General features: G+C 40.1%; 18 protein-coding genes. 10 read left to right on the forward strand and 8 right to left on the reverse strand.

Going from position 1 to position 26828, the window contains the following annotated elements; all coding sequences use genetic code 11:
- Positions 1–20 precede the first annotated feature (20 nt).
- Complete coding sequence (locus CGC57_RS06325; RefSeq protein WP_095898436.1) at positions 21–473, reverse strand: 6-pyruvoyl trahydropterin synthase family protein; 453 nt, start codon at positions 471–473, stop codon at positions 21–23.
- Positions 474–614: 141 nt separating this feature from the next.
- On the opposite strand from CGC57_RS06325, the gene CGC57_RS06330 reads away from it, so the two are divergent.
- Positions 615–1775, forward strand: a complete 1161-nt coding sequence (locus CGC57_RS06330; protein ID WP_095898437.1) for a DUF4595 domain-containing protein — start codon at positions 615–617, stop codon at positions 1773–1775.
- A gap of 320 nt (positions 1776–2095) precedes the next feature.
- Positions 2096–3331 (forward strand): site-specific integrase, encoded by a 1236-nt coding sequence (locus CGC57_RS06335; protein WP_095898438.1) that lies wholly within the window; start codon positions 2096–2098, stop codon positions 3329–3331.
- An 870-nt stretch (positions 3332–4201) separates the two neighbouring features.
- Here CGC57_RS06335 and CGC57_RS06340 read toward each other — a convergent pair.
- The 6 genes from CGC57_RS06340 to CGC57_RS06370 form a co-directional block, all read right to left on the reverse strand.
- Entirely contained in the window at positions 4202–5386 is a 1185-nt protein-coding gene (locus CGC57_RS06340; protein WP_095898439.1) for an efflux RND transporter periplasmic adaptor subunit, read from the reverse strand.
- Positions 5387–5391: 5 nt separating this feature from the next.
- Positions 5392–9723 carry a CusA/CzcA family heavy metal efflux RND transporter gene (locus CGC57_RS06345; protein WP_009745500.1) on the reverse strand — a complete coding sequence of 1444 codons (4332 nt, stop codon included), beginning with the start codon at positions 9721–9723 and terminating at the stop codon, positions 5392–5394.
- Between the two features lie 85 nt (positions 9724–9808).
- The gene (locus tag CGC57_RS13135) at positions 9809–10129 is read right to left on the reverse strand and encodes a DUF6660 family protein (protein ID WP_009411032.1); all 321 of its coding nucleotides are present in this window, start codon (positions 10127–10129) and stop codon (positions 9809–9811) included.
- A 343-nt stretch (positions 10130–10472) separates the two neighbouring features.
- Positions 10473–12764, reverse strand: a complete 2292-nt coding sequence (locus CGC57_RS06360) for a TonB-dependent receptor (protein WP_095898440.1) — start codon at positions 12762–12764, stop codon at positions 10473–10475.
- 184 nt (positions 12765–12948) lie between these two features.
- A complete protein-coding gene (locus tag CGC57_RS06365) occupies positions 12949–13566 on the reverse strand; it encodes a 4'-phosphopantetheinyl transferase family protein (protein WP_095898441.1) in 618 nt (205 codons plus the stop codon).
- A 340-nt stretch (positions 13567–13906) separates the two neighbouring features.
- Entirely contained in the window at positions 13907–14884 is a 978-nt protein-coding gene (locus CGC57_RS06370) for a pyruvate dehydrogenase complex E1 component subunit beta (RefSeq protein ID WP_095898442.1), read from the reverse strand.
- A gap of 281 nt (positions 14885–15165) precedes the next feature.
- Between CGC57_RS06370 and CGC57_RS06375 the strand changes: the two genes are divergently transcribed.
- From CGC57_RS06375 to CGC57_RS06405, 7 genes are all read left to right on the forward strand, one after another.
- A complete protein-coding gene (locus CGC57_RS06375; protein ID WP_095899472.1) occupies positions 15166–16290 on the forward strand; it encodes a DegT/DnrJ/EryC1/StrS family aminotransferase in 1125 nt (374 codons plus the stop codon).
- Between the two features lie 57 nt (positions 16291–16347).
- Positions 16348–17934 (forward strand): DNA methyltransferase, encoded by a 1587-nt coding sequence (locus CGC57_RS06380; RefSeq protein WP_095898443.1) that lies wholly within the window; start codon positions 16348–16350, stop codon positions 17932–17934.
- Between the two features lie 9 nt (positions 17935–17943).
- Positions 17944–18177, forward strand: a complete 234-nt coding sequence (locus CGC57_RS06385) for a hypothetical protein (protein WP_095898444.1) — start codon at positions 17944–17946, stop codon at positions 18175–18177.
- Positions 18178–18196: 19 nt separating this feature from the next.
- The gene (locus tag CGC57_RS06390; RefSeq protein WP_157909309.1) at positions 18197–19876 is read left to right on the forward strand and encodes an AIPR family protein; all 1680 of its coding nucleotides are present in this window, start codon (positions 18197–18199) and stop codon (positions 19874–19876) included.
- On the forward strand, positions 19848–20624 hold the full coding sequence (locus CGC57_RS06395) for a TdeIII family type II restriction endonuclease (protein WP_095898446.1): 777 nt from the start codon (positions 19848–19850) through the stop codon (positions 20622–20624). Before CGC57_RS06390 ends, CGC57_RS06395 begins: the two co-directional genes overlap by 29 nt.
- 10 nt (positions 20625–20634) lie before the next feature.
- Entirely contained in the window at positions 20635–21603 is a 969-nt protein-coding gene (locus CGC57_RS06400) for a glycoside hydrolase family 130 protein (RefSeq protein WP_009417204.1), read from the forward strand.
- A 104-nt stretch (positions 21604–21707) separates the two neighbouring features.
- A complete protein-coding gene (locus CGC57_RS06405) occupies positions 21708–23216 on the forward strand; it encodes a GH3 auxin-responsive promoter family protein (RefSeq protein WP_095898447.1) in 1509 nt (502 codons plus the stop codon).
- A 109-nt stretch (positions 23217–23325) separates the two neighbouring features.
- Here the strand turns inward: CGC57_RS06405 and CGC57_RS06410 are convergent, their stop codons facing one another.
- On the reverse strand, positions 23326–24294 hold the full coding sequence (locus CGC57_RS06410) for a helix-turn-helix domain-containing protein (RefSeq protein ID WP_095898448.1): 969 nt from the start codon (positions 24292–24294) through the stop codon (positions 23326–23328).
- A 207-nt stretch (positions 24295–24501) separates the two neighbouring features.
- Between CGC57_RS06410 and CGC57_RS06415 the strand changes: the two genes are divergently transcribed.
- Complete coding sequence (locus CGC57_RS06415) at positions 24502–26826, forward strand: TonB-dependent receptor (protein ID WP_095898449.1); 2325 nt, start codon at positions 24502–24504, stop codon at positions 26824–26826.
- Positions 26827–26828 lie beyond the last annotated feature (2 nt).

The raw sequence follows: 26828 nt of genomic DNA on the forward strand, positions 1-26828 counted from the left end.
AATATATTCTTTTTATGTTATTAATACGCACTATTATCTGATGCAAACCATTCGGCATAGGAACTTTCGGTTTCGCAAAGGCGTATAGAAAAGAGTTCTACTCCGGCGGGCAATTGGTAGGCAATACGCTGAGCAAAGTCGGTTACGAGGTTTTCGCTGGTAGGCTGATAAGGCACCGTGATGATGCGATGCCCCTTGGCGCGGAGTTCGTCGGCTAAGGCTTTGTGAGGAGAGAGTTCGTTGAATACCATTGCGTGGTCGAAAGCATCGATAATTTGCTCCTGTACAATGCGTTTGAGGTCACCAAAATCGATAACCATACCATTTTTCACGTTATGAGGATTGTTGATAGGTTCGCCTATCACCGTTACGTAGAGTTTATAGCTGTGCCCGTGGAGGTTTTTGCACTTGCCGTCGTAGCCAAAGAGCGCGTGTCCTGCTTCAAAGTCGAATTTTTTAGTAATGCGAATCATAATAATTGACAATTAACAATGACTCATTAACAATTAACAATTGATAATGAATCATTATTTTGGTGCAAATGTAGTGAATAATTAGAGAATTAGCAAAATTATTCGTACTTTTGCCCCATATTCTTATAAAAATCAATTCCGATGAAAAAATTTTTATTCAGTGTCGCAGCAATGGCAATGCTCGCAGGTTGTGGCAGTAAAGACGATGATACTCCTCCTAATGGCGGTAATGGTACTACTACCCTTACTACCCAAAGTGACTATTTGCCTACTAAAAAAGTAAAGGAGATTGTTTCTAACTTTATTATGGTGGAATATAGAGATGGTGCTCCTGCCCCTTCTCTTGACAGTGCATTAGAACCCTCTCTCAACGGTCAAAAATTTGTAGTAAAAACTTTGAACTTTTCTTATGAATACGATGAAAAAGGAAGAATCAAAAAAATTACTACAAAGGAAGAGGGCAAAAGTGATAATGTAAAAACATTTACTTATGGAGCTAACTCTGTGAAAATAACTTTTCCCAATGAAGATACAGGAGGTATAGAAAATCGAGAAGTGGGACTCAACGCTGCTGGTAATATGTTAGGTTTAGGAACTTACGACAGTAACCAACGATTGACAAAAGGTTCTAGAGGTGATTTTGAGTGGACAAATGACAATCTGACTAAGATTAGTGAAAAGAGAAATTGGAGAGGCAAAGTTACCACGGTTGCAAATCAGCTTTCTTATAACAACAACTTGAACAAAAATAAGTTTTTGTTGTACAACTTTGAAGGGGATAATATTGTAGGTAGCTATATGCAGTATTTTGAGTTCCGAATAGGTTGGATACAAGGAGTGGCTCCTAAGAACTTGTTACAAAAAATGGTTTTAACAGAAGATGGCACTGTTTTAAATTATACTTATAACTATACTTATACTTTTGATACTGATGGTTTTGTAAAGACTATCAACGAAACCCGAAATGCAAGAGCTGGTAGTAATACAGGTCTTGGATTTGTTACTGATACCAATTATTTAACAAAATTAACAACTCTTATCACTAACATTCAAAATGGTACTGAGAAGAACAAAAAATACCAATTGGTAAGTGATAAAAGTGATGAAAAAGTGTTTGATATTATTATCCCTATAAAAGTGGAGAAAGATAAGAATGGTAAAACTATCGACTTAACAGTAAATAAAGTAGCTCGCCACACTTTCAAACTTAAAACTGAAAATGGAGCGCAAGTAGTAGATAATATTGATGTTAAAATTAGCTATAACAGTGATATGACTACTACTTATCAGTTGAATTACTAATATTTGCAATACACAAATAATGAAAAAAGCGACTCGAAAATGAGTCGCTTTTTTGTTGCAAAATTACGAATAAAAAGCAAAACTACAAAAAATAATGTAATTAGCTCATACAAAGAGGATTAATTTTTTGACAGGAAGATAAGAGAAGACAGAGTCTTAGATGTTTTAGATAGGTTTTTTCAAAATTAGGTTTCTAAATCGTTACCTACCATACTGAAAAATATTTTTTATTAATAGGTTATATTTCAGTGTTTTACACCTTTTTTCATATTGTACAGTAACTTGATAAAAAGTACTTTCGCAAATTAAAAAATTAGAGTATGAAAAAAGTAAAACGCTCAACCTTTAAGGTATTGTTTTGCCTTAAAAAGAATGCCCCAAAGAAGAACGGTAAGGTTGCTATTATGGGGCGTATTACCATTGACAATCAGGTAGCTCAGTTTAGTACCAAACTTGAAATCCTTCCACAGAAATGGGATTTGAAGTACGGAAGGGTAACAGGTAAAACAGAAGAAGCTACCCAACTTAATCGCAAGCTGGAAGAGATTCGCTCACGTATTATTACTCATTACAAGGAACTGATGAAGTACGAGGGAGTGGTTACTGCTCAGAAGCTAAAAGCTACTTTTCTAGGCATAGGAGTAATGGAAGATTCCTTGCTAAAAGTCTATGAGAATTTCAAAGAAGGCTTTGCCTTGATGGTAGAAAAAGGTGTTAGAAGTTACAGCACTCTTAACAAATATGAGAATGTATATACTCATTTGAGCGAGTTTATCCAGTATAAATACCGCAGAAGTGATATTTCTTTCAAAGAGCTTACAGAAGACTTTATCAACGATTTTGATTTCTATCTTAGAGTTAATAAAAGTCTTACTCACAACACAATATGGGTTTATATGATGCCCCTTTGTAAAATGGTAGAAATAGCCATAGACAAAGGAATTATCTATCGCAATCCTTTTAAGAATTATATAAGTTCTATGGAGGAGAAAGATAGAGGCTATTTGCTTAGAGAGGAAGTAGAAACTCTTTTACAATATCACCCTAAGAGTGCTTCTGCTGAATTAGTACGAGACCTATTTGTTTTTAGTTGCTTTACAGGCTTCTCTTATATTGATATCAAACAACTTAAAAGAAGCCACTTACAATCGTTCTTTGACGGCAACAAATGGCTTATCAAACGCCGTCAGAAATCTGATGTGCCCTGTAATGTACGTCTGTTGGATATAGCCGAGAAAATTATTGAAAAATATGAAGGTACGACTCGTACAGAGGCATTGTTTCCTACACCCTCCAACACTAATTGCAATCTCTTAATCAGAAAGATGATGAAAGATTGTAACATCATTCGTGAAAAACCCATTTCATTTCACTGGGCACGCCATACCTTTGGTACTCTGTTCTTAACAGAAGGGGTTCCCTTGGAAAGTGTTAGCAAGATGATGGGACATAAGAATATCAAAACTACCCAGATTTATGCTAAAATCACCAATGAGAAAATCAGCAAGGATATGGAAATTGCTGCCGAACGATTAAAGAATTTAAAGATAGGATAGCTTCTCAGTGTCTTTTAAAAATTAGAAATCCATTGATAATATTTCAAAAAGAGATGTGTCAATGGATTTTTTTGTTGCCTTACAAAAAGCTATCTCACAAAGATAAGAGTGTTATTAAGACTTACCTATTTTCCCTGTTTTAAACACTTAAGGCACGTAATGGCGGTTCGTTGTTCGAGTGCAAAGGTATTTTTGTGTTCTTAACGCTTCTTGCAAGGTCAAGCCCGATGGGTTTTCAAAAAATCTCCAGCCCTTGTCCGTTGTCCTGCGGGTAGTATTTTTTTGAAAAACCTTGCAGAAGCTAAACACAGACCTTTTATGGCACTCGAAACGAAACCAGCTCATTCCAACCTTTAAGCGAATAAAAAAAATGTCAAATATGAGAAAAATGCCGCTTCTTACAGATTGTTTTTTGAAACGAATACCGCTTTTCCTCCCATTGTCGAATAAAAATTTCAAACTATGTAGCTACCTAATTACATTTTTACCTTCGTACATACTTGCTTGCTTTGATGCGTGAATGCAAAGTAATGTACAAATATACATATAGCTTTACATAGAATTGTAAATAACTCTGTAAGTAAGTGATTAAATATATTGCTAATATGCCCTAAATCACTTTATCCGCTTGTAGTGTTAATTTCTCTTTTTATGGCTAATTAAAATTTGACCATTAGGGAGAATTTTCTGTTCACCGGAACAGAGCAAGTTGTGTTTTGAGGCACGCATTAGGCGTGTAGGCACCTCAAAACCACTTGCCCTTGCAGGGAGCTTAAAACACACTCCGAAGTCGTGGTTTTTTACTTTTATATTTTTATTGTATTTCTAATGTAATAAAATTTTAATAATATATCCGATACATTACCAATTCTAATCACTATCTTTTCCAGCATTTACTAAGGTTGCGTTGATAAAGAATGCTCCTTTGGTGGCAATAGTCTGTTCGGGGGCTATAGGTTTTACAGGGGCAATGGCAGTATACCCACTTTCGGAAGCTCCTTTTACTACCTCCACTTTCTCAAAAGAGGTTTCTTTATCCGAAGTTTGGGTTACCAGAAAAATGTAGGATTTACCAGCATCCTCTACGATAGCCTCGTTAGGTACAGCAGGGGTCGTTTGTTTGTCAAGACTGATAACCCCTGTTACATTCATTCCATTGATGAGCCCTTGTTTGTCACCCTCTACGTGGCAATGTACAATGATGCTTTTGCTTTCGTTTTCAAACGAAGCCGCAATGTTATACACTTGGGCATCATATTCGCGAGAGGTGTTATTGGTAGGGTTGAAGTGCACTTGTTGTCCTACCTTAATGTAAGGCAAGTCACGCTCATACACTTGCAAGTGCAGGTGTAGCGAACTGTTGTCGATGATTTCCACAATAGGGGTGGAGGCATCTATATAAGCCCCTTTGTTAGTATATACCGCACTGATATTCCCACTAATAGGAGCCACTATCGCCAAAGTAGATTGCATTCCCTTATCGGTGAGTGTTTGAGGGTTTAAGCCCATTAGGCGTATTTGTTCTTCAAGCGAAGCTTTTTCGGTACGGAGAGTGCGTAGCTGAGTAGTAGCGGCTTGTAGGTTCTTACCAGTACCAGCATTCCCTTCATAGAGGGTTTGCTGACGGTCAAGTTCTTGTTTAGCAAGTTCTATCTGACCATTAACGGTGAGCAAGCGCTGTTGTTGTTGCAAGAATTCTGGGTTAGAAACAGTAGCGATTACTTGCCCTTTTTGCACATAACTGCCTATCTCTACCTTTACGCTCTTGATAATCCCCGCATATACAGTCGATACCTTCGCCTGATGGTCGGCAGGCACGCTCAGTATTCCATTGGCTTTGAGGGTAGCGGCAAGAGCTTTTTCTTCTATATGTCCCAAACGAATATCTACAGTTTGGATTTGAGCTTGGGTAAGGGTGGTGAGGTTGCCTTCTTCTTCGTGGTGTTCTTCGCGCTCTTCGAGCTTTTGATTATTGGTAGTTGTAGGAGTGCCATTGCAGGCCGATAGACTAATTCCTATAAGGATAAAAGCGATTTTTATACCATATTTTTTCATTTGTTTTACTGGTTTAAAAGGGATTGTATTTCTATTACTTTTTGATTAAGCGCCTCGATACTCTCAAGGTATGCCAAGCGGGTATCTACGGCTGTCTGTAGGGTGTAAAGGTACTCCACATAGCTTATTTCACCTGCGCTATACCCTAACTGATTGGCTCGGATAATGCGCTCGGCTTCAGGTAGCGCTTCTTGTTTGTAAAACTGATATTTTTGCAAATTCAGTTGGTATTCCTCTTGCAGATTTATCCATTGAGTTTTAAGCTGTTTTTCTGTTTGTTGAGCTGCTTCTATAGCTGCTTCTTTCTGATATTTATAAGCTTTCACCTTGGCACGGGTAGCGGTAAAAATAGGAACTGAAAGCCCTATGGTGGCAAAGTGAAAACGTTTACTTCTATCAGTATAGGTCTCTACCCCTCCAATGGTTTGCATTCCTATAAGAGACTGATTGGTATAGCCCAATGTAAGGTCGGGCAGGGCTTGGGCACGCTCTAGACGTTTGTTGTGCTCAGCTATGTTTGCTTCTTGATAGCTGAGTTGTACCAAAGGGTGCTGAGAGAGTTGTACATCCGAAGGCTCACTGAGTAACAAAGGCTCATACACGGGCGACTTGGTAATGGTAAATGCTTCTTCTGTTTGCATTAACGTACGCAAGTTGCGATAGGTAGCTTGTTGTATAGTTTTGTTCTGTTGAAGTAACAAACTTATTTCTCCTTTCTTCACTTGGGCAGTGTTAATATCTATCTTCTTGGTATCCCCTGCTTTATAGCGTACTTCAGCAATGCGAATAAAATTATTGTAGAGACTATCAAGCTGCAAGAGCTGTTCCTCTTTAAAAGTCAAATATTGCAATTGCTGATATGCGTTGCGCACTTGCCGCTTCAGTTCATTCTGCTGAAGGGCTAATTGCCCTTGTTGTAATTGTGTCTCTGCTTGATAGAGCTTTTTGCGAGCAGCAAATACTGTAGGCAAAGGAATAGATTGTGATACACCTACTGAAAGGTCTTTTTCAGCACTGCTGTACTGCCCGTATTGCCCTGTAAAGTCTGTTTTAGCCAATTCAAAAGAGGTTCGCTCTTTAGCACTTGCTCCTTGTAGCTTGAGTTGTGCTGCCTTAATCACTCCATTGTTCTTAAGGGCTATTTGCTCTATTTCTTGTAGCGAGTAAGACTGCTGAGCGTGTAGCGCTATAGGACTGATAAGCAATAGGGCTATCGTGAGTACTTTAGCTGAAGGACGGCGCCAAGAAAAGGTACTATTGAAAGCGATGTAAAGCAACGGAAGCACGAAGAGGGTGAGGAAGGTAGCCGATACTAACCCCCCAATAACTACTGTAGCTAAGGGGCGTTGTACTTCTGCTCCTGCTCCTTGACTGAGTGCCATAGGTAGGAAACCTAAGCTCGCCACCATAGCCGTCATTAGCACAGGGCGTAAACGCATTTCGGTACCCGTAATCACGCGATGCAAAAGGTTGGTCATTCCTTCTTTTTTCAGCTGGTTGAAAGTGCCAATAAGCACTATACCGTTGAGCACTGCTACCCCAAAGAGCGCGATAAAACCAATACCCGCACTAATACTAAAAGGCATTCCCCGAAGAAGCAAGGCAAATACGCCCCCAATGGCACTCATCGGGATAGCGCTAAAGATGAGCAATGATTGTTTTATAGAGTGGAAAGCAAGGTATAACAAGAAAAATATTAAAAGTAGGGCTACAGGCACGGCTATGAGCAGTCGGTCGGTGGCTTGTTGTAGGTTCTCAAACTGACCGCCATAGGTAAAGTAATAGCCCGTAGGGAGCTTTACGCCCTTTAATTTTTGTTCTATATCACTCACCACACTCTGCACATCGCGCCCTTGCACGTTGAAGCCAATGACGATACGGCGCTTGCCTGCTTCACGGCTTACTTGTGCGGGGCCTAATTCATATTTGATAGTGGCCAATTGGCTCATCGGCACCTGCCCATTTTCGGTAGCTACCATCATATGCTGTACATCGTCAATTCCGGTACGATGGAGGCTATCGAGGCGTACTACAAGGTCGAACCTTCGTTCGTTCTCGAAGACAACCCCAGCCTTCTTACCAGCAAAGGCGGTACTGAGTACCTCATTGACCTCTTGCACCGAAAGTCCGTAGTTGGCCAAGCGTACCCGATCGTAAGTAACATTGATTTGCGGAAGTCCGCTTACTTTTTCGACCTGTGGGGCGGTAGCACCTTCTGTTTTCTGGATAAGTTGGCTTACTCTTTGGGCGTAGTGGGCGAGGGTATCCATGTTTTCTCCAAAGATTTTTATCGTTACATCCTGTCTGACACCTGTCATCAATTCGTTGAAATGCATTTGTATAGGCTGGCTTTTCTCAAAGAAGACCCCAGGAATATCCTTGAGCCGCTCAATGATGGCATCTCCTAATTCCTCATAGGAGCGACCACTTTTCCATTGGTCTTGGCTCTTGAGTACGATCACAATATCGGAGGCTTCCAGCGGCATAGGGTCGGTAGGTATTTCGGCAGAACCTGTTTTGCCTATCACCATTTTCACCTCGTCGAACTCACGAATCAGGCGAGAGGCCTGCATGGAAGTCTCCAAGCTCTGCTTCAGGGAAGTGCCCGGTGGCAGAATACATTCAAAAACAAAATCGCCTTCTTGTAGTTGTGGAATAAACTCACCTCCCATACGGCTGAAAATGCCTACCGCAAGAACGAACAGTACCACGGTACTGCCTATTATCCATCCCCTAAGGCGGATAGAACGGACAAAGAGCGGTTGGTAGTGACGGTAGAGCCAGCTTATCATTCGCTCGGCAAAACTGCGCTTGTCACTTACTGTTTTAGGTAGGAGCAAAGCGCTCATGGCAGGGATATAAGTCAGGGAAAGGATCAGGGCACCCAAAATAGCAAAGACGACGGTTTGTGCCATAGGGCGGAACATCTTGCCCTCTACTCCTACCAAGGTAAGAATGGGAATATACACCATCAGGATGATAATCTCTCCGAAGGCGGCACTACTGCGTATTTTGGAAGCGGAATGGAATACCTCCTCATCCATTTGTGCTTGGGTAAGTCGTTGGTGGTTCTTTCGGATCGCCAAGTGGTGCATCACTGCTTCTACCACGATAACCGATCCATCTACGATAATTCCGAAATCTATCGCTCCCAAGCTCATCAGGTTGGCACTTACTCCAAAGAGGTTCATCATTCCTAAGGCAAAGAGCAAGGAGAGCGGAATGGCCGTGGCAACAATCAGTCCGGCACGCAGGTTCCCTAAGAAAAGTACTAAGATGAAGATGACAATCAGCGCCCCCTCTAAGAGGTTTTTCTCTACTGTATGGATGGCGCGTTGTACCAAGTCCGTGCGGTCTAAGAATGGCTCTATCACTACATCTTCAGGTAGGGATTGCTGTATGGTGGGCAGTTTTTCTTTGATACGACTGACTACCTCGTGGCTGTTTTCGCCCTTGAGCATCATCACTACCCCACCTACGGCATCCACCTCGCCATTATAGCTAAGGGCACCATAGCGGAGGGCACTGCCCAAGCGTACCTCGGCTACATGCTTGATAAAGAGGGGAGGGGTGTGCTTGCCTACGGCTATATTGCCTATGTCTTCAAGGGAGCGAGCCATGCCTATTCCTCGGATAAAGTAGGCATTGGGGCGCTTGTCGATATAGGCACCTCCTGTATTTTGGTTGTTCTGCTCCAAAGCAGTGAAAATATCACTGACACTCACCCCCATGGCACGGAGGCGATCGGGGTCTATAACCACCTCATACTGCTTGAGTTCGCCTCCAAAGCTGTTGATTTCGGCTATTCCTTTGGTACCATAGAGTTGGCGAGCCACGATCCAGTCCTGCATGGTGCGGAGGTCTTTGGCGGAATATTTGTTTTTGCTCTGTTCCGTAGGGCGAATGATATACTGATATACCTCCCCCAGTCCGGTACTCACGGGTGAGAGTTCGGGCGAGCCTATGCCTTGAGGGATTTGCTCCTGTGCCTCCTTGAGCTTTTCATTGACTAGCTGGCGGGCAAAGTAGATGTCCATATCCTCGCTAAAGACGGCTGTGATGACCGAGAGGCCAAAGCGGGAAATACTGCGTGTTTCCTCCAGCCCAGGAATATTGGCGATGGCTTGCTCAATAGGGAAAGTAACCAGTTGCTCTACCTCTTGTGAGGCCAAAGTAGGGGTAGAGGTGATGATTTGTACTTGGTTGTTAGTAATATCTGGAACGGCATCAATGGGGAGCCTTGTAGCACTCCATACGCCCCAAAAAATAAGCATAAGGGTCATGAATCCTACAAATAGCTTATTTTTGATGCTAAATAGTATGATTTTGTCTAACATTTCTAATAAGAATTAATGATTAGTTAATGACTAATGATGGGTGAGATGACTAATGAACAATCACTTGAGATGAAGAAAGAAAAGACTATATCTTGGGAGGAGTCCAGATATTCCCATAGTAGTTCGAAGACCATACGGTCAGGGGATAGCTATAGGAGGGAATGGTTGCGGTGGCTTGAGCAATGGTTAAGGCCTCATAAGTAGTGGGCGTGCTGATTACCATTTGGCAGCAAGTGCAAATGCAGAAAGGTGAACAGCTATCCAAATGAAAATGAGAGTGTTCCCCAGTTGGGGCTGTTACAAATTCATAAGAAGCTGAAGACTCCTCACCTTCAAGCATATCCGTACAAGGCAGCCCAGTGAGTGCCAACAGATATAAGCTAAGTATGAAGGTGAAAAATCTCATATTGGGAGCAAAGATACATTTTTTTTCAATCTGACAAATTTTTTTGATTTTGTCGCATTCTACTACATAATTAAAAATAATACATCTGACACATTACCAGCTCCACGCAGACGTGCAGCAACGCACGTCTGCGGGTGCAAAGGTAAATTTTTTTGGTTATATTGTCAAGATGTTGTACCTTTTCACCTAGAAGTTACTGAGAAAATAGGTATAATCAAATGAAATAAGAGCTATTACTAAATCATTACCTAATCTTCTTGTAATTCCTGTATCTTCTTTATTTAAAATAGATTATAAAAGTAGTTTCAATTTTGGGGCAAACTTTGCAAAGTTAATATGGATATTAAATTTTAACTTTCAAACCTACAAACACGGTGCGAGGTAGCGAAGGACCATAGATGTAATCGGCATCGCGTTCAGCACCTTTATCGAAATCTTTTTGATATTGGTTAAAAAGGTTTTTGATACCACAACTTACTTCTAAGGGGAAGAAAGTTTGGAATTTAAACTCATAAGCGGTGTTCACGCCTACGTCCCACATCGCGGGAGTGGTCTCCAAACGCGTATCGGGGATATAGCCTTTCAAGTGAGTGGTTTTCATACTACCTGTATATACGGTTACAAGGTTGATATCCCAATTAGGGCGTGGTTTATAGGTTGCCATCAGGTTGCCGTACACACTTGGCGTGCGGAGAATTTCATCGGTATAGACGTTTTCTTCGGGGTTTTGCACACTGTTGTATTTAGAACTTTGGATAGTGGTGGCAAGTTGTACCATAAATTTGGGATTGGGGCTGTACTTCACTTCCAAATTCACCCCTTTCACTACGGCGCCATCGGAATTGCGTTTCTCACGGATAGGCAAACCGTTTTCTTCGCCAGCATCTTCATAAGTAAAGCGGTCGTGCAAAGCTGTGTAAAAACCTTCGAGCATCACTACAAACTGGTGAGTATCGTGAGTGTGATTGTATTCAAAAGAAGCGGTAAAGCTATCGGAAGTTTCTTTTTTAAGATCATCGGCGAGTTTCACACGGCGTGCTTCACCCCCTTGCAGTTCGCTGTGTACATCTTCTGAATAGAAGAAAGGCGCTCTAAAACCACGTGAATACGAACCCCGAGCGATAAAGTTTTCATCGATATTGTAGAGCACACTCGCACGAGGGTTGAGGGCAGTAACACTTTTCTTCATTATATCGGAATTTACATTGTCTAAACGCACCCCACCAAGGAGTTTTACTTTAGGCGAAATACGCCAATCGGCTTGAGTGAAGAGACCAAATGTATTCGCTTTTTGGTTTACGGCAAGCACGTTAGGATTCTGACGCTTTTCGGCTATTTTGTCATATTGATATTCGGCACCAGATGTCCATTGCAAATTACCTTTGGCAGTAGGCACATAAGCCGTATGCTGTCCGCCAAGTAACCAAATATTTTCTTTGGTAACCCCATAGTTGCCAGAAGAGGCTACGATGTCGGTACCATCGAAACTGCCATAGTAATTATCAGCGCGAGTGCGTTCGGCACTGGTATAGGCGGTGAACTTATGATTATAAGCAGGTGAGAAATACTCGAAAGAGGCATTCCCTCCAAGCATTTGAGTGCGAATGCTCTCGGCAAGGTCAGCGAGGTGTTCAGGCTCATCGAGTTTATTACCTCCACGACGGTTTTCGTTGCTCACGTTTAGTTCGGCAGTAAGTTTGTGGCGATCGGAGAAATCGTTGAAGAGTTTTGCACCCGCATTGAGGTTGCGCAAACGAGTAATTTCGGTAAAATCATCGCCATTATCGTCGTAAGACTGACGTGAGCGTTGCATAGCGTGGAAAGAGATACCACGCATATAGTTTTCACTCACAAGTGAACCGTTGAAAGAGCTCACCACATCGCCCGATTTACCACCTATGAGGTTGCTCACGATACTTGCTTGTGCCTCGTTTTTGGTAGGGTTTTTAGTAATCACGTTGATAGTACCGGCAATGGCATTAGAGCCAAAAAGCGCTGAACCACCTCCACGGATTACCTCTATACGCTCAATCATATTGGCAGGGATTTGGTCTAAGCCATACACACCATTGAGCGAGCCAAAAATAGGACGGCTATCGATGAGGATTTGAGAATAAGCACCCTCTAACCCATTGATGCGCACTTGCGAAGTACCACAGTTCTGGCAGTTTACTTCGGTACGCAAGCCCGGTTGGAATACCAGACCTTCCATTAGGGTATGAGCTTTCACGTTTGCCAATTCGCGATGGGTAGTAACGCTCACAAGCACAGGAGCATCTTTGCGGTTTTCTTTAGTTTTGGTAGCGGTAATCACTACCTCGTCTATACCGAGCACATCTTCTTTAAGAGCAACATCTTGAGAGAGGGTTTCCTCTTCGGTGATAACCACCTTATCATCATAAGGTATATACCCTAAGGAACGAATTTTTAGTCGGTATTCACCAGCAGGTAAGGAAATAGAATAATGACCATTGCGGTCGGAAGTTGTCCATTTTTTTAAAGATTTACTTTCTAATTGGACAGTTACAGCTTCTAAAGGTTCATTATCCACTGTAATAGTACCTTTGATAGTTCCGTTTTGGGCGAAACATAAAGTACTGAAAGCTATAGTAATAGCTGTTAACAAAGTTTTCATATAGTGTTAATTATTAATTTTCGGGGCAAAAGTAGTATTTTTTTAGATAACACAAAAATAATTATGAAAATATTTTTAGTTGCGTGTAAATTTATAAGGATGGGGTAATCGAAAAATGTTTTAATAAACAAAAAAAGCAGCTCAAAAAGAGCTGCTTTTTTTATTACTTGTTACTTGTTAACTGTTACTTGATACTATGGCAATAGCCTAAAACGTAATCCTCTATAAAAATGAAATTGACTTCGTATTTACCACGCCCTACGAGTATCTCGGTAGAGCTATCAGTAGGGAAGAAATCGCGTACTTTCACATCGTTGAGGGTGAGTTCGGGGTTGCCGTGAATTTTAAAACCTACTTCTTTAGCGCACCAAGTCATTGTGAGTTTTTGTATGATACTTTCTAAAGAGAAGGAGGCTGCCCTAAAGTTCCATTGGGTGAACTTATGTGCGATAGCTACTATTTTATCACGCTTTTTCTCTATATCTACCCCTACTTTTCTATCGCTAATAATCACTGCTACTTTATTGAAAGAATGACTGATAGAAATTTGTTTTCCATCGCTAAGGAATGGTTTTCCGTTAGGATCGTAAAACAAAGCTGTAGGTGTATACCCAATATTTTTGAGCAATAAGCGTGTAGCAAGGAAGTTCTTTTTACCTTTCTCATTGCGAATGGCATCCAAACTCTCTTGCTGTTGGGGTGTGAGTACGACCGCTTGCTGTAAATCAGTGAGTTTCTCCTCAACATCCCATAAGTAAAGTTTAGTCTTTACATCAATATCAAATGTTTTAATCAATGGCATTTTTGTTTTCTCTCTTCTATTTTGTACAAAAGTAGTAAAAAAACTTCAAAATAGACAAACTCTATCTAGAGAGACAAATATCTGATTTTATAGTTTAACATAATAACTATGTTAATGAAAAAAGTTTTGGACTTAATTTTTAATGGTTTATTAGTATTTTGGTAGTGGAAATGTGTTAAAAACTCTTATTTTAAGTTATCAGAAGTTTAACATTGTAAATACAAGAGTTTAACAAAACTTTAACGGAGGTAGAGTACAAAAAAGTCTTCACGAAAAAGGAAATCGTGAAGACTAAAAAAATAAAATATAACTTTTAAAAAATAAAAATGATAGCAAATTCTTATTTATAAAGTACTTTTTTTACAGCTTTTACTACATCTTCGGCGTTAGGCAAAAACTCTTTAAGCAATTCTGAAGAGAATGGCGCAGGAGTATCGGTGGTAGTAATACGTTGTACAGGAGCATCGAGATAATCGAAGAGGTGTTCTTGTACTTGGTAAGTAATTTCTGAAGAAACACTGCTAAATGGCCAAGCCTCTTCTAAAATTACTAAGCGGTTTGTTTTTTTCACTGATGCGAATACAGTATCAAAATCGAGTGGACGCACGGTACGCAAGTCGATAATTTCACATTCAATGCCTTCTTGAGCTAAAATATCGGCAGCTTTGTGAGCTTCTTTGATGATTTTACCGAAAGATACAACAGTTACATCTTTACCAGCGCGTTTGATATCGGCAACACCTAAAGGAATAGTGTATTCTTCTTCAGGCACTTCACCTTTATCACCATACATTTGCTCAGACTCCATAAAGATTACAGGGTCGTTATCGCGGATAGCTGATTTGAGTAATCCTTTAGCATCGTAAGGAGTTGAAGGCACTACTACTTTCAAACCAGGACAGTTAGCGTACCAGTTCTCAAAGGCTTGAGAGTGAGTAGCAGCAAGCTGACCAGCAGAAGCGGTAGGACCGCGGAATACGATAGGAATATTGAATTGACCTCCTGACATCTGGCGCATTTTAGCGGCGTTGTTGATGATTTGGTCGATAGCTACCAACGAAAAGTTGAAGGTCATAAACTCAACGATAGGGCGGTTGCCATTCATAGCAGCACCTACTGAGATACCAGCAAAACCGCCTTCGGCGATAGGAGTATCAATTATACGTTTAGGCCCAAACTCATCGAGCATTCCTTTAGAGGCTTTGTAAGCACCGTTGTATTCGGCAACCTCTTCACCCATCAAATAAATAGACTCATCGCGACGCATTTCTTCGCTCATTGCTTCGCAAATGGCTTCTCTAAATTGTATTGTTCTCATTTATTTTTATTAAAATAAGGTATATAACTAATATTTTCTGTTTGAAAGGACAAAAGTAGATATAATTATTTTATTTTCCAATTTTTTTGAGAGTTTATTTTTGGATAAAAATTTTAAAGTATTGTTTATTAACAATTTAAGTTTTCGATTTTTTCATAAGAAAACCTAAGAATATCGGGCTATTTGGAAGTGGCTAACAATCAATAACTAAAATTTGCTAATTTAGCAATTACTTTGTACCTTTGCCGTCTGTAATTATAATGACTAAAAATATTCAATATATGAGAAAAATACAAATGGTTGACCTTCAAGGTCAGTATGAAAGAATTAAAAATGAAATACAAGCTTCTTTTGAGGAAGTACTCAGCACCACTGCTTTTATCAACGGACCTCAAGTACAAGCCTTCCAAAAAGGATTGGAAAACTATATGGGCGTGAAACACGTCATCCCTTGCGCCAACGGTACTGATGCCCTCCAAATCGCAATGATGGGACTCGGACTCAAAGAAGGCGATGAGGTCATCACTGCCGATTTTACCTTCGCTGCAACTGTGGAAGTGATTGCCTTACTGAAACTCACCCCCGTACTCGTAGATGTATACGATGATACTTTCAACATCAACATCGAGGCTATTGAAAAAGCGATTACTCCTCGCACGAAAGCCATCGTTCCAGTGCATTTGTTCGGTCAGCCAGCTAATATGGAAGCCGTAATGGCTTTGGCTAAAAAACACAACCTCTTCGTGATTGAAGACAACGCGCAAGCCATTGGTGCTGATTATACTTTTGCCGATGGTCGCAAACAAAAAGTAGGCACTATCGGTCACGTAGGGGCAACTTCTTTCTTCCCTTCTAAGAACCTCGGTTGCTACGGCGACGGAGGGGCTATCTTCACTAACGACGACGACCTCGCTTACACCCTTCGTGGTATCGTAAATCACGGTATGTATGTGCGTTATCACCACGATGTAGTAGGCGTAAACTCACGCCTCGACTCTCTACAAGCGGCTGTGTTGCGCGCCAAACTTCCTCACCTAAACGATTATAACACCCGTCGCCGTGAAGCCGCTCGCAAATATACAGAAGCACTGAAAGGCAATCCTCATATCATTACTCCTGTAATCGCCAAAGGTTACGACCACGTATTCCACCAATATACCCTCCGCATCACTAATGGCAAACGCGATGAACTCGCTAAGGTTTTTGGTGAAAGTGGAGTGCCTTTTGGTATTTACTACCCTATACCATTGCACGCCCAAAAAGCCTATACTCGCAGTTCTTATAACGAAGCTGATTTTGGCGTTACCAATAAATTAGTACAAGAAGTCATCTCTCTGCCTATGCACACCGAGCTTGACGACGAGCAAATAGCGTTTATCACAGAATTGATAAAGAAAACAGTGTAATTGTAGGTCGCGGCAGGACAGACAGAAAGATAGTAATATCCATCGGATTAGAAAAATATGCTAAATACAAATCAATACTTTACATTGCAACAAGCCTCATTGTGGGCAACGGAATATATGGGGAAGAATGTTACTTCCTCAAATATCTCCTATTTAGTACAGTATGGTAAAGTAAAGAAGTTTGAAAGCAATGGCATCACCCAAATCGCTAAAGAGGAACTTAAAGCCTATTACGATGCTTTGGGTGGAAATCGCGCCTCACAGTGGAAAGAGAAATTAGGCGATGACCTCAACTGGAGTCTGTCGTTTGAGCAATATAAAGAAGCAGAAACTACTAAACACGTACACCGCTTGCACCCTTATAAAGGTAAGTTTATTCCGCAGTTAGTAGAATACTTTTTAGATGGGCATACTGATGCTTTTAAAAAAGAAGTATTCTTTAAAGCAGGTGATATAGTCCTCGACCCTTTTTCGGGTAGTGGTACTACTATGGTGCAAGCCTCAGAATTAGGAATGCACGCTATAGGGATAGATGTGTCAGCTTTCAATGCGCTCATAAGCAATGCTAAGGTAGGACATTATGATTTGGTAGATGTGTATGATGAAACACAGCGCATTACCCAAGCTTTAAAGGAGTTTTTAGCAGAAAAACACATACTTGCCTTTGATGCTGAACTTACCGAAGCACTCAATAATTTCAATAAAGAGTTCTTCCCTGTACCCGACTATAAATACCGCTTACAACGCAAAGAGATAGACGGCAAAGTATATGGCGCTGAGAAAGAGCAACAGTTTTTACCTATTTATCAGGGTCTCATAGAAAAGTACCACATTCAACTAAAACAAGCCAAAGCCGATACGTTTTTAGACAAGTGGTATATACAGCACGTACGTGAGGAGATAGATTTTGTGTTTAACCTTATTAAACAGATAGCTAATCCCACTACCAAGCGTATTGTTACCCTCATATTGAGCCGTACCATTCGCAGTTGTCGTGCCACTACTCACGCCGATTTAGCAACCCTAATAGAGCCAGTAACTACTACCTACTATTGTGCTAAACACGGCAAGGTATGTAAGCCTCTATTTTCTATATTGAAATGGTGGGAGACCTACACTAAAGACACTATCAAGCGTTTGCAACAATTTAAAGAATTGCGTACGAATACCTACCAGAAGTGTTTACAGGGCGATAGTCGTACTATTGACATCTTTGAGGCATTAGAGCATAAGAACCCTGAGTTTGCCGCTTTAGCAAGAAAGCAGAAGATAAAAGGTATTTTCTCATCACCTCCTTATGTAGGGCTGATTGATTATCACGAGCAACACGCTTATGCTTACGACCTTTTTGGTTTTGAGCGCAATGATGATAAAGAGATAGGTCCCCTTTACAAAGGACAAGGGCAGGAAGCCAAACGTATGTATGTAGCGGGTATTGCTGAGGTACTTACCAATAGCAAACGCTTTTTAGCCGATGATTACGATGTGTTTTTAGTAGCCAACGACAAATATGGCTTATACCCTGAAATAGCTGAGCGAGCAGGAATGCGTATTGTAAATCAATACAAACGCCCTGTGCTCAACCGTACCGAAAAAGACAAAAATGCGTATGCTGAGATTATATTTCATTTGAAAGAAAAGTAAAAAAGAGTTATGGCAAAATCTAAAAAGAGTATTATTGACAAAAATATCGAAAAATTCATTAATGAAAATTTTGATAGCAAAGATAGAAAAAAAGATGCTTCAAAACACTTTGAATGGTTTGTTAACTCAATGCATATTTGTTTCTATTCAAGTATTTTTCTTAATTCAGATAGTAAAATAGGTAAAAAGATTGGATTAGGCTCTTCAGAAGGAGGAGATGCTTTTTTTTATATCTATAAATAATTTTCAAAAAATATATTCATTGAATGATGATGTTGATGAAATTATATCATATATTAAAGATCCTAAAAATGAAGTGAAATCAATAACATTCCATTTTATCCAAGCAAAAAAGGTAGAAAATATAGAATGGAATCAGGTATTACATTTATTTGAGATTCCTTATAAAATATGGAATGGTGATGCTTTCGATAAATCTCAACCTTTATTGATTAAGGTACAAGAATTTATAGATTCTATTACTGATGAAAGCGATGAGATACTTAAAAAATTCACCCATAAAATAGAAATTATTTTCTATACCATAAAAGATGCTCAAAATATTGATAAACTAAAAAAAGATTGGGAGACAAATATCAATGGGAAAATAGGGCAACTCAAAAGGTGGTTTGACCAAGAAAATATTGTTTTTGATGTAAGAGGTTATGATTTTCTAAATTCTGTGTATCAAAAAGTTAATTCAAATGAATATGAATTGAATGTTAGTAAAAATAATATTAAAGAAATTGGAGATAATTATTTAATAGGATACATCACAGCTAAAGAACTATTAGATTGTATAGCTCCTATCATTGCTGAAGAAAAAAGAACATTATACACAGATGTTTTTAAAAATAACATTCGTTTATATCTAGGAAATGAAACTTCTGTAAATAGGGGGATTGAAAAAACTTTGAAGGAAGAATCTCATAAATTCCATTATTATAACAATGGCTTGACAATTACAACGCTTTCTATTAACAAGGATAATTCTAAAAACTACAGCATAAAACCTGTAAACATTGTTAATGGTTGTCAAACAGCTAATAGTATATACAACGTTGCAAGTTCAACACCTTCTTTACCTATAGAAGATATAAAAATACCTGTACGAATTATACAAACAGAGAGTGAAGAAGATTATAATAATATAACTATAAGAACAAATAATCAAAATGGAGTAGACATTCAAGATTTGATCTCTATAACTGAAATTCAAAAAGAGTTAGAGAGTAAATTTAGTAAGTTAACTTTGTTTGATAAACAGTTTTTGTATAAAAGACAAAAGACTCAAGAAGATAGTTTTGATGTTGATTTTATTGTGCAAATAGATGATATTCTAAGAGCTTCTTTTTCAACTATAATGTTAATACCTAATAAAGTTTCAGGGTACTTTGATAAGACTACCGCTAAATATATTGAATATATTTTTGATGAAATTTTAATAGATATTTATATTAGAGCAACTGTTTTATTAAAATTCATTGAAGAAAAAATAGAAGATGATAATTTAGAATTTGCAAGACTAAAATATCACATTCTATACCTTATGTACAAATTTCTAAACAAAGGAATAGAAACAGGAAAATTGGAAGAATTTATAAGAAATAAGGTTTCTGATCAAGATGAGGAAGATATTAGAAGTGTTGAGGAAGTTTCAAAAACTATTCTTTGCAATTTAAATAAAATTCTTTATAACGATGCTACTAAGTTTAATAATTTATTTAGTTTTATAATAAAAAAAATAACTGATAATTATTCTCAATTCTTAGATTTATCAACAAAAGCAAAAGAGAAAATATTGTATAAAGCTGTTGAAAAGTTACCTAGAGGAAGAACAACCCCTGTATTTGAAAACTTTGAACAAGTTTTTACAGAGAATATTGATGATGTTCTAAATAATACAACAGAAAATGGCACTAACCCCACGACAAATAACTAATGTAGAAAACACCCTTAGGCATAGTCTTAGAACAAAGTTTCAGCACTATAACCCTGAGCCTGCAGTGATGCCTTTCCATACACGTTTATTGGGTAAAGATCGTATGGCACTGTTTTCGTTTATTCATTCTTTGAATACTAATTTTGGGACGAGTATTTTTGAGCCTGTGGCTAAATCATTAGCTGAATCTCGGTTTAAAGTTGCTAAACTACAAGCGGTAGCTGGTGATAAGATAAGTGAAAAAGCGCAACGTGTTATTCAAGATATTATGGATAATCTCACCGTAAATGGTAACCCTAATAAGGAAGCAGAAATAGAAGCTATTAGGGCTGTTTGTCAAGAAGGGAAAATGAACACCGTAAAGCCTACCAAAGTAGATGTGTGGTTAGAAAGTCATTCAGATGAACTTTTCTTGTTTGACATTAAAACAGCTAAACCTAACAAAGGGGGTTTTAAAGAGTTTAAACGCACTTTATTAGAATGGGTAGGCTGTGTATTGGCTGAAAACCCTAACAGAAAAATACATACCCTTATTGCTATACCTTATAATCCGTATGAGCCTAAACCTTATTCGCGCTGGACGATGGCGGGAATGTTAGATTTAGATAACGAGCTAAAAGTAGCTCAAGAGTTTTGGGATTTTCTCGCAGGAGAGAATGCCTATCAAGGTTTGTTAGATTGTTTTGAACGCGTAGGTATAGAGTTACATAATGAAATTGATGAATATTTTAAAAGATTTAATAACTAAAACAAAAATAATGAGTCAAAAAATTCCTTGGCAAGAACGCCCTGCGGGTTGTACCGATGTAATGTGGCGTTATTCTGAAAACCCTATTATCGGTAGGTATGATATCCCTACCTCTAACAGTATTTTTAACTCGGCTGTTGTGCCTTTTGGCGACGGCTATGCAGGGGTTTTCCGCTGCGACAACAAAGCAGTACAAATGAACATCTTTGCTGGCTTCAGTAAAGATGCTATTCACTGGGAAATCAACCACGAACCTATCGTGATGAAAGGTGGTAATACTGATTTCCTTCATTCTGAGTATAAGTACGACCCTCGCGTTACTTTTATCGAAGACCGCTATTGGGTAACTTGGTGTAATGGCTATTGTGGTCCTACTATCGGGATTGCCTATACTTTTGATTTCAAAGAGTTTTTCCAATGCGAGAATGCCTTTTTGCCTTTCAACCGCAATGGTGTGCTCTTCCCTGAGAAAATCAACGGTAAATACGCAATGCTTAGCCGCCCAAGTGACAACGGACATACTCCTTTCGGTGATATTTTCATCAGCTATAGCCCCGATATGAAGTACTGGGGTGAACACCGCTGCGTGATGAAAGTAACGCCTTTTATAGATAGCGCTTGGCAATGTACCAAAATAGGGGCAGGAGCTGTGCCTATCAAAACTAAAGACGGATGGCTATTGTTCTATCACGGGGTGATCAACACTTGCAATGGTTTCCGCTACTCTATGGGGGCTGCACTATTAGACCTCAACAATCCAAGCAAGGTAATTGCTCGTACACAGCCTTACCTCTTGGCGCCTGCCACTCTCTACGAAACTACCGGCGATGTGCCTAATGTGGTATTCCCTTGTGCTGCCTTACATTCTATCGAAGAAGACAAAGTAGCAGTGTACTACGGTGCTGCCGATACAGTAGTGGGCGTTGCTTTTGGACGTATTTCCGAAATCGTAAAATTCACTAAAGAAAATTCTTTATAAGTTATCAGGCATTAGGTATCAGGTGTCAGGTATCAGAATCCTAACTTGACACCTGACCCCTATACCCTGAAACCTGAAATCTATTCCCTGAAACCTGAAATAAAATGCCTTTAGCTTTATTTAATTCTATCACTTCGTGGTTTTTAAAACGCCGTATCGACCAGATACAAGAGTTTGTACTCGACCCTCATAGGGTACAAGAACGCGTGCTTTTAGAACTAATCAGTAATGCCAAAGATACTGAACTCGGCAAGCAATACAACTTCGCCGAAGTGAAAAACTACCAGCAATTTGTGCGTGAAACGCCTCTCACTACCTACGAGGACTTTGAGCCTTATGTTGAAAGAGCTCGGCGCGGTGAACGCAATGTATTTTGGCATACACCCATCAAGTGGTTTGCTAAAAGCAGCGGGACTACCAATGCCAAAAGCAAATTTATACCCGTGAGTGAGGAAGCTCTGCAATTGTGTCATTATAAATCAGGGAAAGATATGCTTTGCTTATACCTGAACAACAACGAAAACTCAAACCTTTTCAAAGGAAAGAGTTTACGACTTGGGGGTAGCAAGCAATTATACGAGCAAAACGGTACTTATTTTGGCGATTTATCGGCAATTTTAATTGAAAACTTGCCCTTTTGGGCAGAATGGAGTTGTACTCCCAGCAACAAAGTATCGCTGATGAGTGAATGGGAGAGCAAACTACAGGCAATTGTAAAGGAAGTAAAAACAGAAAATGTTACCAGCATTGCAGGTGTCCCCTCGTGGATGCTCGTATTGCTGAACCGCATTTTAGAAGATACCCAAAAACAACACCTATTAGAATTGTGGGAAAACTTAGAAGTGTATTTCCACGGTGGAGTGAGTTTCATTCCTTATCGCGAACAATACAAAAATATTATCCCCTCGGATACTTTCCGTTATTACGAAATATACAATGCTTCCGAAGGCTTTTTTGCTATTCAAGACCGCAACAATTCAGACGAAATGTTGCTAATGCTGGATTATGGTATTTTCTATGAGTTCATCCCAATGGAGACCTTTGGCACTTCCCAACAAAAAGCCATTCCGCTGAGTGAAGTGGAGATAGGCAAGAACTACGCAATGGTGATTAGCACCAATGCTGGCTTGTGGCGGTATATTATAGGTGATACTGTGCGATTTACCTCAGTAGCACCTTATCGCATCAAGATTACGGGGCGCACCAAACACTTTATCAATGTTTTTGGCGAAGAGCTCATTATAGAGAATGCTGAGCGCGCTTTAGAAAAAGCCTGCGAACAAACCAATAGTAATTTGATAGATTATACTGTAGCGCCTATCTTTATGCAGGACAAGCTAAAAGGCGGACACGAGTGGGTGATAGAATTTGAGTCGGCGCCAGAGAGTTTAGAGCAATTCACGGAGATATTAGACCTCGAACTCCAAAAACTCAACTCCGATTACGAAGCCAAGCGTTACAACAATATGACCCTCAACAAACCTAAAGTACACAGCGCACGTACGGGTCTTTTCCACGATTGGCTCAAGCATAAAGACAAACTTGGTGGACAAAATAAAGTCCCCCGACTTTCTAACAGTAGAGAATACATAGAGGAACTTTTGAAGTTGTAGCATAAATAGGCTGTCTAATGTTAGACAGCTTTTTTTGTAAAGGGCGTTTGCAAAACGCCCCTACAATGTAATTGATTATCAGAGTAATCTACTTTCACAAAGTTTATGACTATCCTCTATCCCCTGACACCTGTTTCGGGCTTCTGCCGAATTTCTTCTTAAAGGCAGTAGAAAAATGTGATACATACTCATAGCCACAAGCGAGGGCTATCTCACTGATATTCTTATCGGTGTGGAGAAGTAGCTGCTGCGCTAACTCCATTTTATAATCGTATAAATACCCGAAAACTGTAGTGCCAAATACTTCTTTGAAACCGTAACACAATTTCTTTTCATTAGTACCCACAGCACGCGCTAATTCAGTTATGGAAGGCGTAGTATCTAACTGGGCTGTAAGCATATCACGCACTTCGTACATCTTCTGTACATCGGTTGGGGTTTTACAATATTGGTGAGGTTGTGACTGTTGTTGTTCGTATTGTTGCAATTGCAAAACAAGGAGTTCTTGTATTTTAAGGTCAGCATAAGGTCGGGCAGCCTTGCCCAAGAGTGTCGCTTGCTGCAACTGACAAAGTGCCGTTTGCATAGCAAAGGTAGTAGGCAAAGAATGTTCGGGGGAGAGCATAAAATTGCCGCTGTGTTGATAACGCTCATACCACGACATAAAGGTTTCGGGATAGGTAGCGGCTATTTGTGCAAACTTTTCGGCACTCACAGCTAAGGAAATCACCTCTATAGTATCATCTTTGTGCAAAAAATCTTTCCCTAAACACTCTTCACGCCCGAAAAATATATTATGAGTTCCTGTTTTGGCAGTAGCAATACGTTTGTCAATCTCTATTTGTATACCTTTATGTGTTTGCGTTACAAAATAAAGGCGCACTGAGGGGATATCCATACGTCCTTCAAAAACTACATCTTCTTTCATTTGTGCTTGCCAACAGTAGTAAGTATGCTCGCCTAAAAACTGTTGTTCTAACCGAAACAATCCCACCTGTTCACTCACTCCCTCATAGTAGCTTTGTACTTCTTCTTCACTGGTCACCAAAGGTAATGTCACTTCGTTCATCATAGCTATTCAGATATAAAACTTTGCTAAGGATATTAAACAATAGTACTTTTATTTTAGTGTACTTTTGCCTCTTGAAATCCGTTGTTTAGAACAAAATTAAATAATATATCGCAAACTACCAAATTTTTAGGAGTTAGGTGTCAGGTATCAGGTGTCAGGGGATAAAGGTTAGATACTGATAGTTAATGATTTAATGGATAAAAACCAATATTTATGTTATACAAAACTTTTCTTTTATTACTGCTCACTACTTCTTCTTTATGGGCTCAAAATACTGCTGAACTTTCGGGTAAAATTACCGATAAAGCTACTCAAAAACCGCTTATAGGCGCCGATATCTACCTCAAAGAATTGAAGAAAGGCGCTAATGCCGATGCACAAGGTAACTATCATCTAAAGGGTATCCCCGAAGGCAATTATACTATTATAGGTAGCTATCTCGGTTATCAATCCTTTAGCAAAAAAATCTATCTAAAAGGACAAGAACGTTTGGATATCAGCCTTAAAGAGCAAGCTGAGGAAATAGGCGGGGTAACCGTTTCGGGCAAAAGCATCGCTCACCAAAAGAAAGAAGAGAGTATGCCTGTAACGGTGATTGATATGAGCAATATGCGGGGCACAGTGAGCAATGTGCAGGATATTCTCGCCAAAACCGTGGGGGTAACCTTGCGCACCTCTGGAGGTGTAGGGAGCAGTTCGCGCATTTCGATACGTGGTTTGGAAGGCAAGCGCATAGGCTTTTTTATAGACGAATTGCCAATGACTGAACAAACTGACTATTTAGATATCAACGATATTCCTGTGGATATGATAGACCGCATCGAGATTTACAAAGGCGTGGTACCTGCTCGCTTTGGAGGTTCGTCTTTGGGAGGAGCTATCAATATCGTCATTCGCGAATACCCTGATAAATATGCCGACCTCAGCTATGGTTACGAGAGTTTCAACACTCACAAGGCGCAAGGAGTCTTCAAACGCAACTTGAAAGCACGCGGACTCGTTTTTGGTATCGGTGGGGGCTATACTACTTCCGATAATAACTATACTTTCGATTCGCCCTATCGCGAGGGGTTACGCATCACCCGCAACCACGATAAATACCACAAATACATCGTTGGGGGGAGCTTTAAAGCTAAAAAATGGTGGTTTGACGAGGTAGAGTTTGAACCCGTAGTGGTGAAGACTTACAAAGAAATTCAAGGTATAGAGTACGACATTCGCGAAGCCCATAGCGAGAGCCTAATGGCGGGGTTGGCGAACAAACTCACCAAAGACAATTTCCTTACCGAAGGACTCAACTTCGATATGTTCAACGGGGTGGTACTCACCAAAATGAACTTCATCGATAAAGCCACTCGTCGCTATGAATGGGACGGCAGCTCCTACCCTACCCCATCGCGTTACGGAGGTGAGGTGGGCTACAACTTCCCTTCAGATTCCGATGACCAAAAACTCTCCTTCGTTAATAAAACCAACTTGGAATACATCATCAACGAGCGTCATTCGTTCAACTTCAACAGTGTATTTTCTATAGCCAAAGGAACGCCCAAGGACGAGCTGAAAACCCTCAGTTTAGGCAAGCAAGTGAATTTCGATTCGCGTATGCACAGCTGGGTAAGCGGACTTACTTACGACTTGCGGTCGCTTAACGATGTGTTTCTCAACTCACTCACCCTGCGTTACTACCAATACACTATGCACACCCAAATGGCACCATTATTTGTACCTGGCAAGTACGATGTGGATTTACAAAAGAACAATTGGGGGGTGAACAACGCTTTGCGCTACCGCTTTTTGCCTTCACTAATGGGAAAACTATCCGCTGGTTATGAAGTGCGTATCCCTTCGGAAAATGAACTCTTGGGCGATGGTATCAGTGTAGTACCTAGTGCCGACCTATTGCCTGAACGCAATGCCAGCGCCAATATTGGGTTACTCTTCGACCTTACGGGCAAACACCCCACCAATGCACAGATAGAAATGAACTTCTTCTATATGTACTTGCAGGATATGATACGCTACACCGCCGGACTTATAGGCGCACAATATCAGAATTTTGGAGAGATGCGCACCCTTGGGGTAGAGTTTGAAGCCAAAGCCGATGTCCTCCCCTCGCTCTATGCCTACGTGAATACTACTTACCAAGACTTGCGCGATACCCGTGACTACGAACCCGCCAGCACCGTCCCTAATCCTACCAAATACAAGCGTATGCCTAATATCCCCTACCTAATGGCAAACGCCGGAATGGAATTTCACCGTGAAAATCTTTTTGGCGGTAGCGGTCAGAACACCCGCCTCTTTGCCGATGTAGCTTTTGTAGAAGAATATTTCTATGATTTTGAACTGACCCAATTGCAAAAACGCCGCATCCCACGAAGCACCACTATAGATATAGGTTTTGAACATAGTTTTTTGAATAACAAACTCTTTATATCGGGCAAATTGCGCAATGTAACGAACGAAAAAACTTTATCAGAATTTAACCGTCCGCTCCCTGGTATCAACGGAGGAGTGAAGATTAGAATGATATTTTAGAT

Origin of the sequence: Capnocytophaga sputigena (genome assembly GCF_002302495.1) — a bacterium.
GTDB lineage: Bacteria > Bacteroidota > Bacteroidia > Flavobacteriales > Flavobacteriaceae > Capnocytophaga > Capnocytophaga sputigena.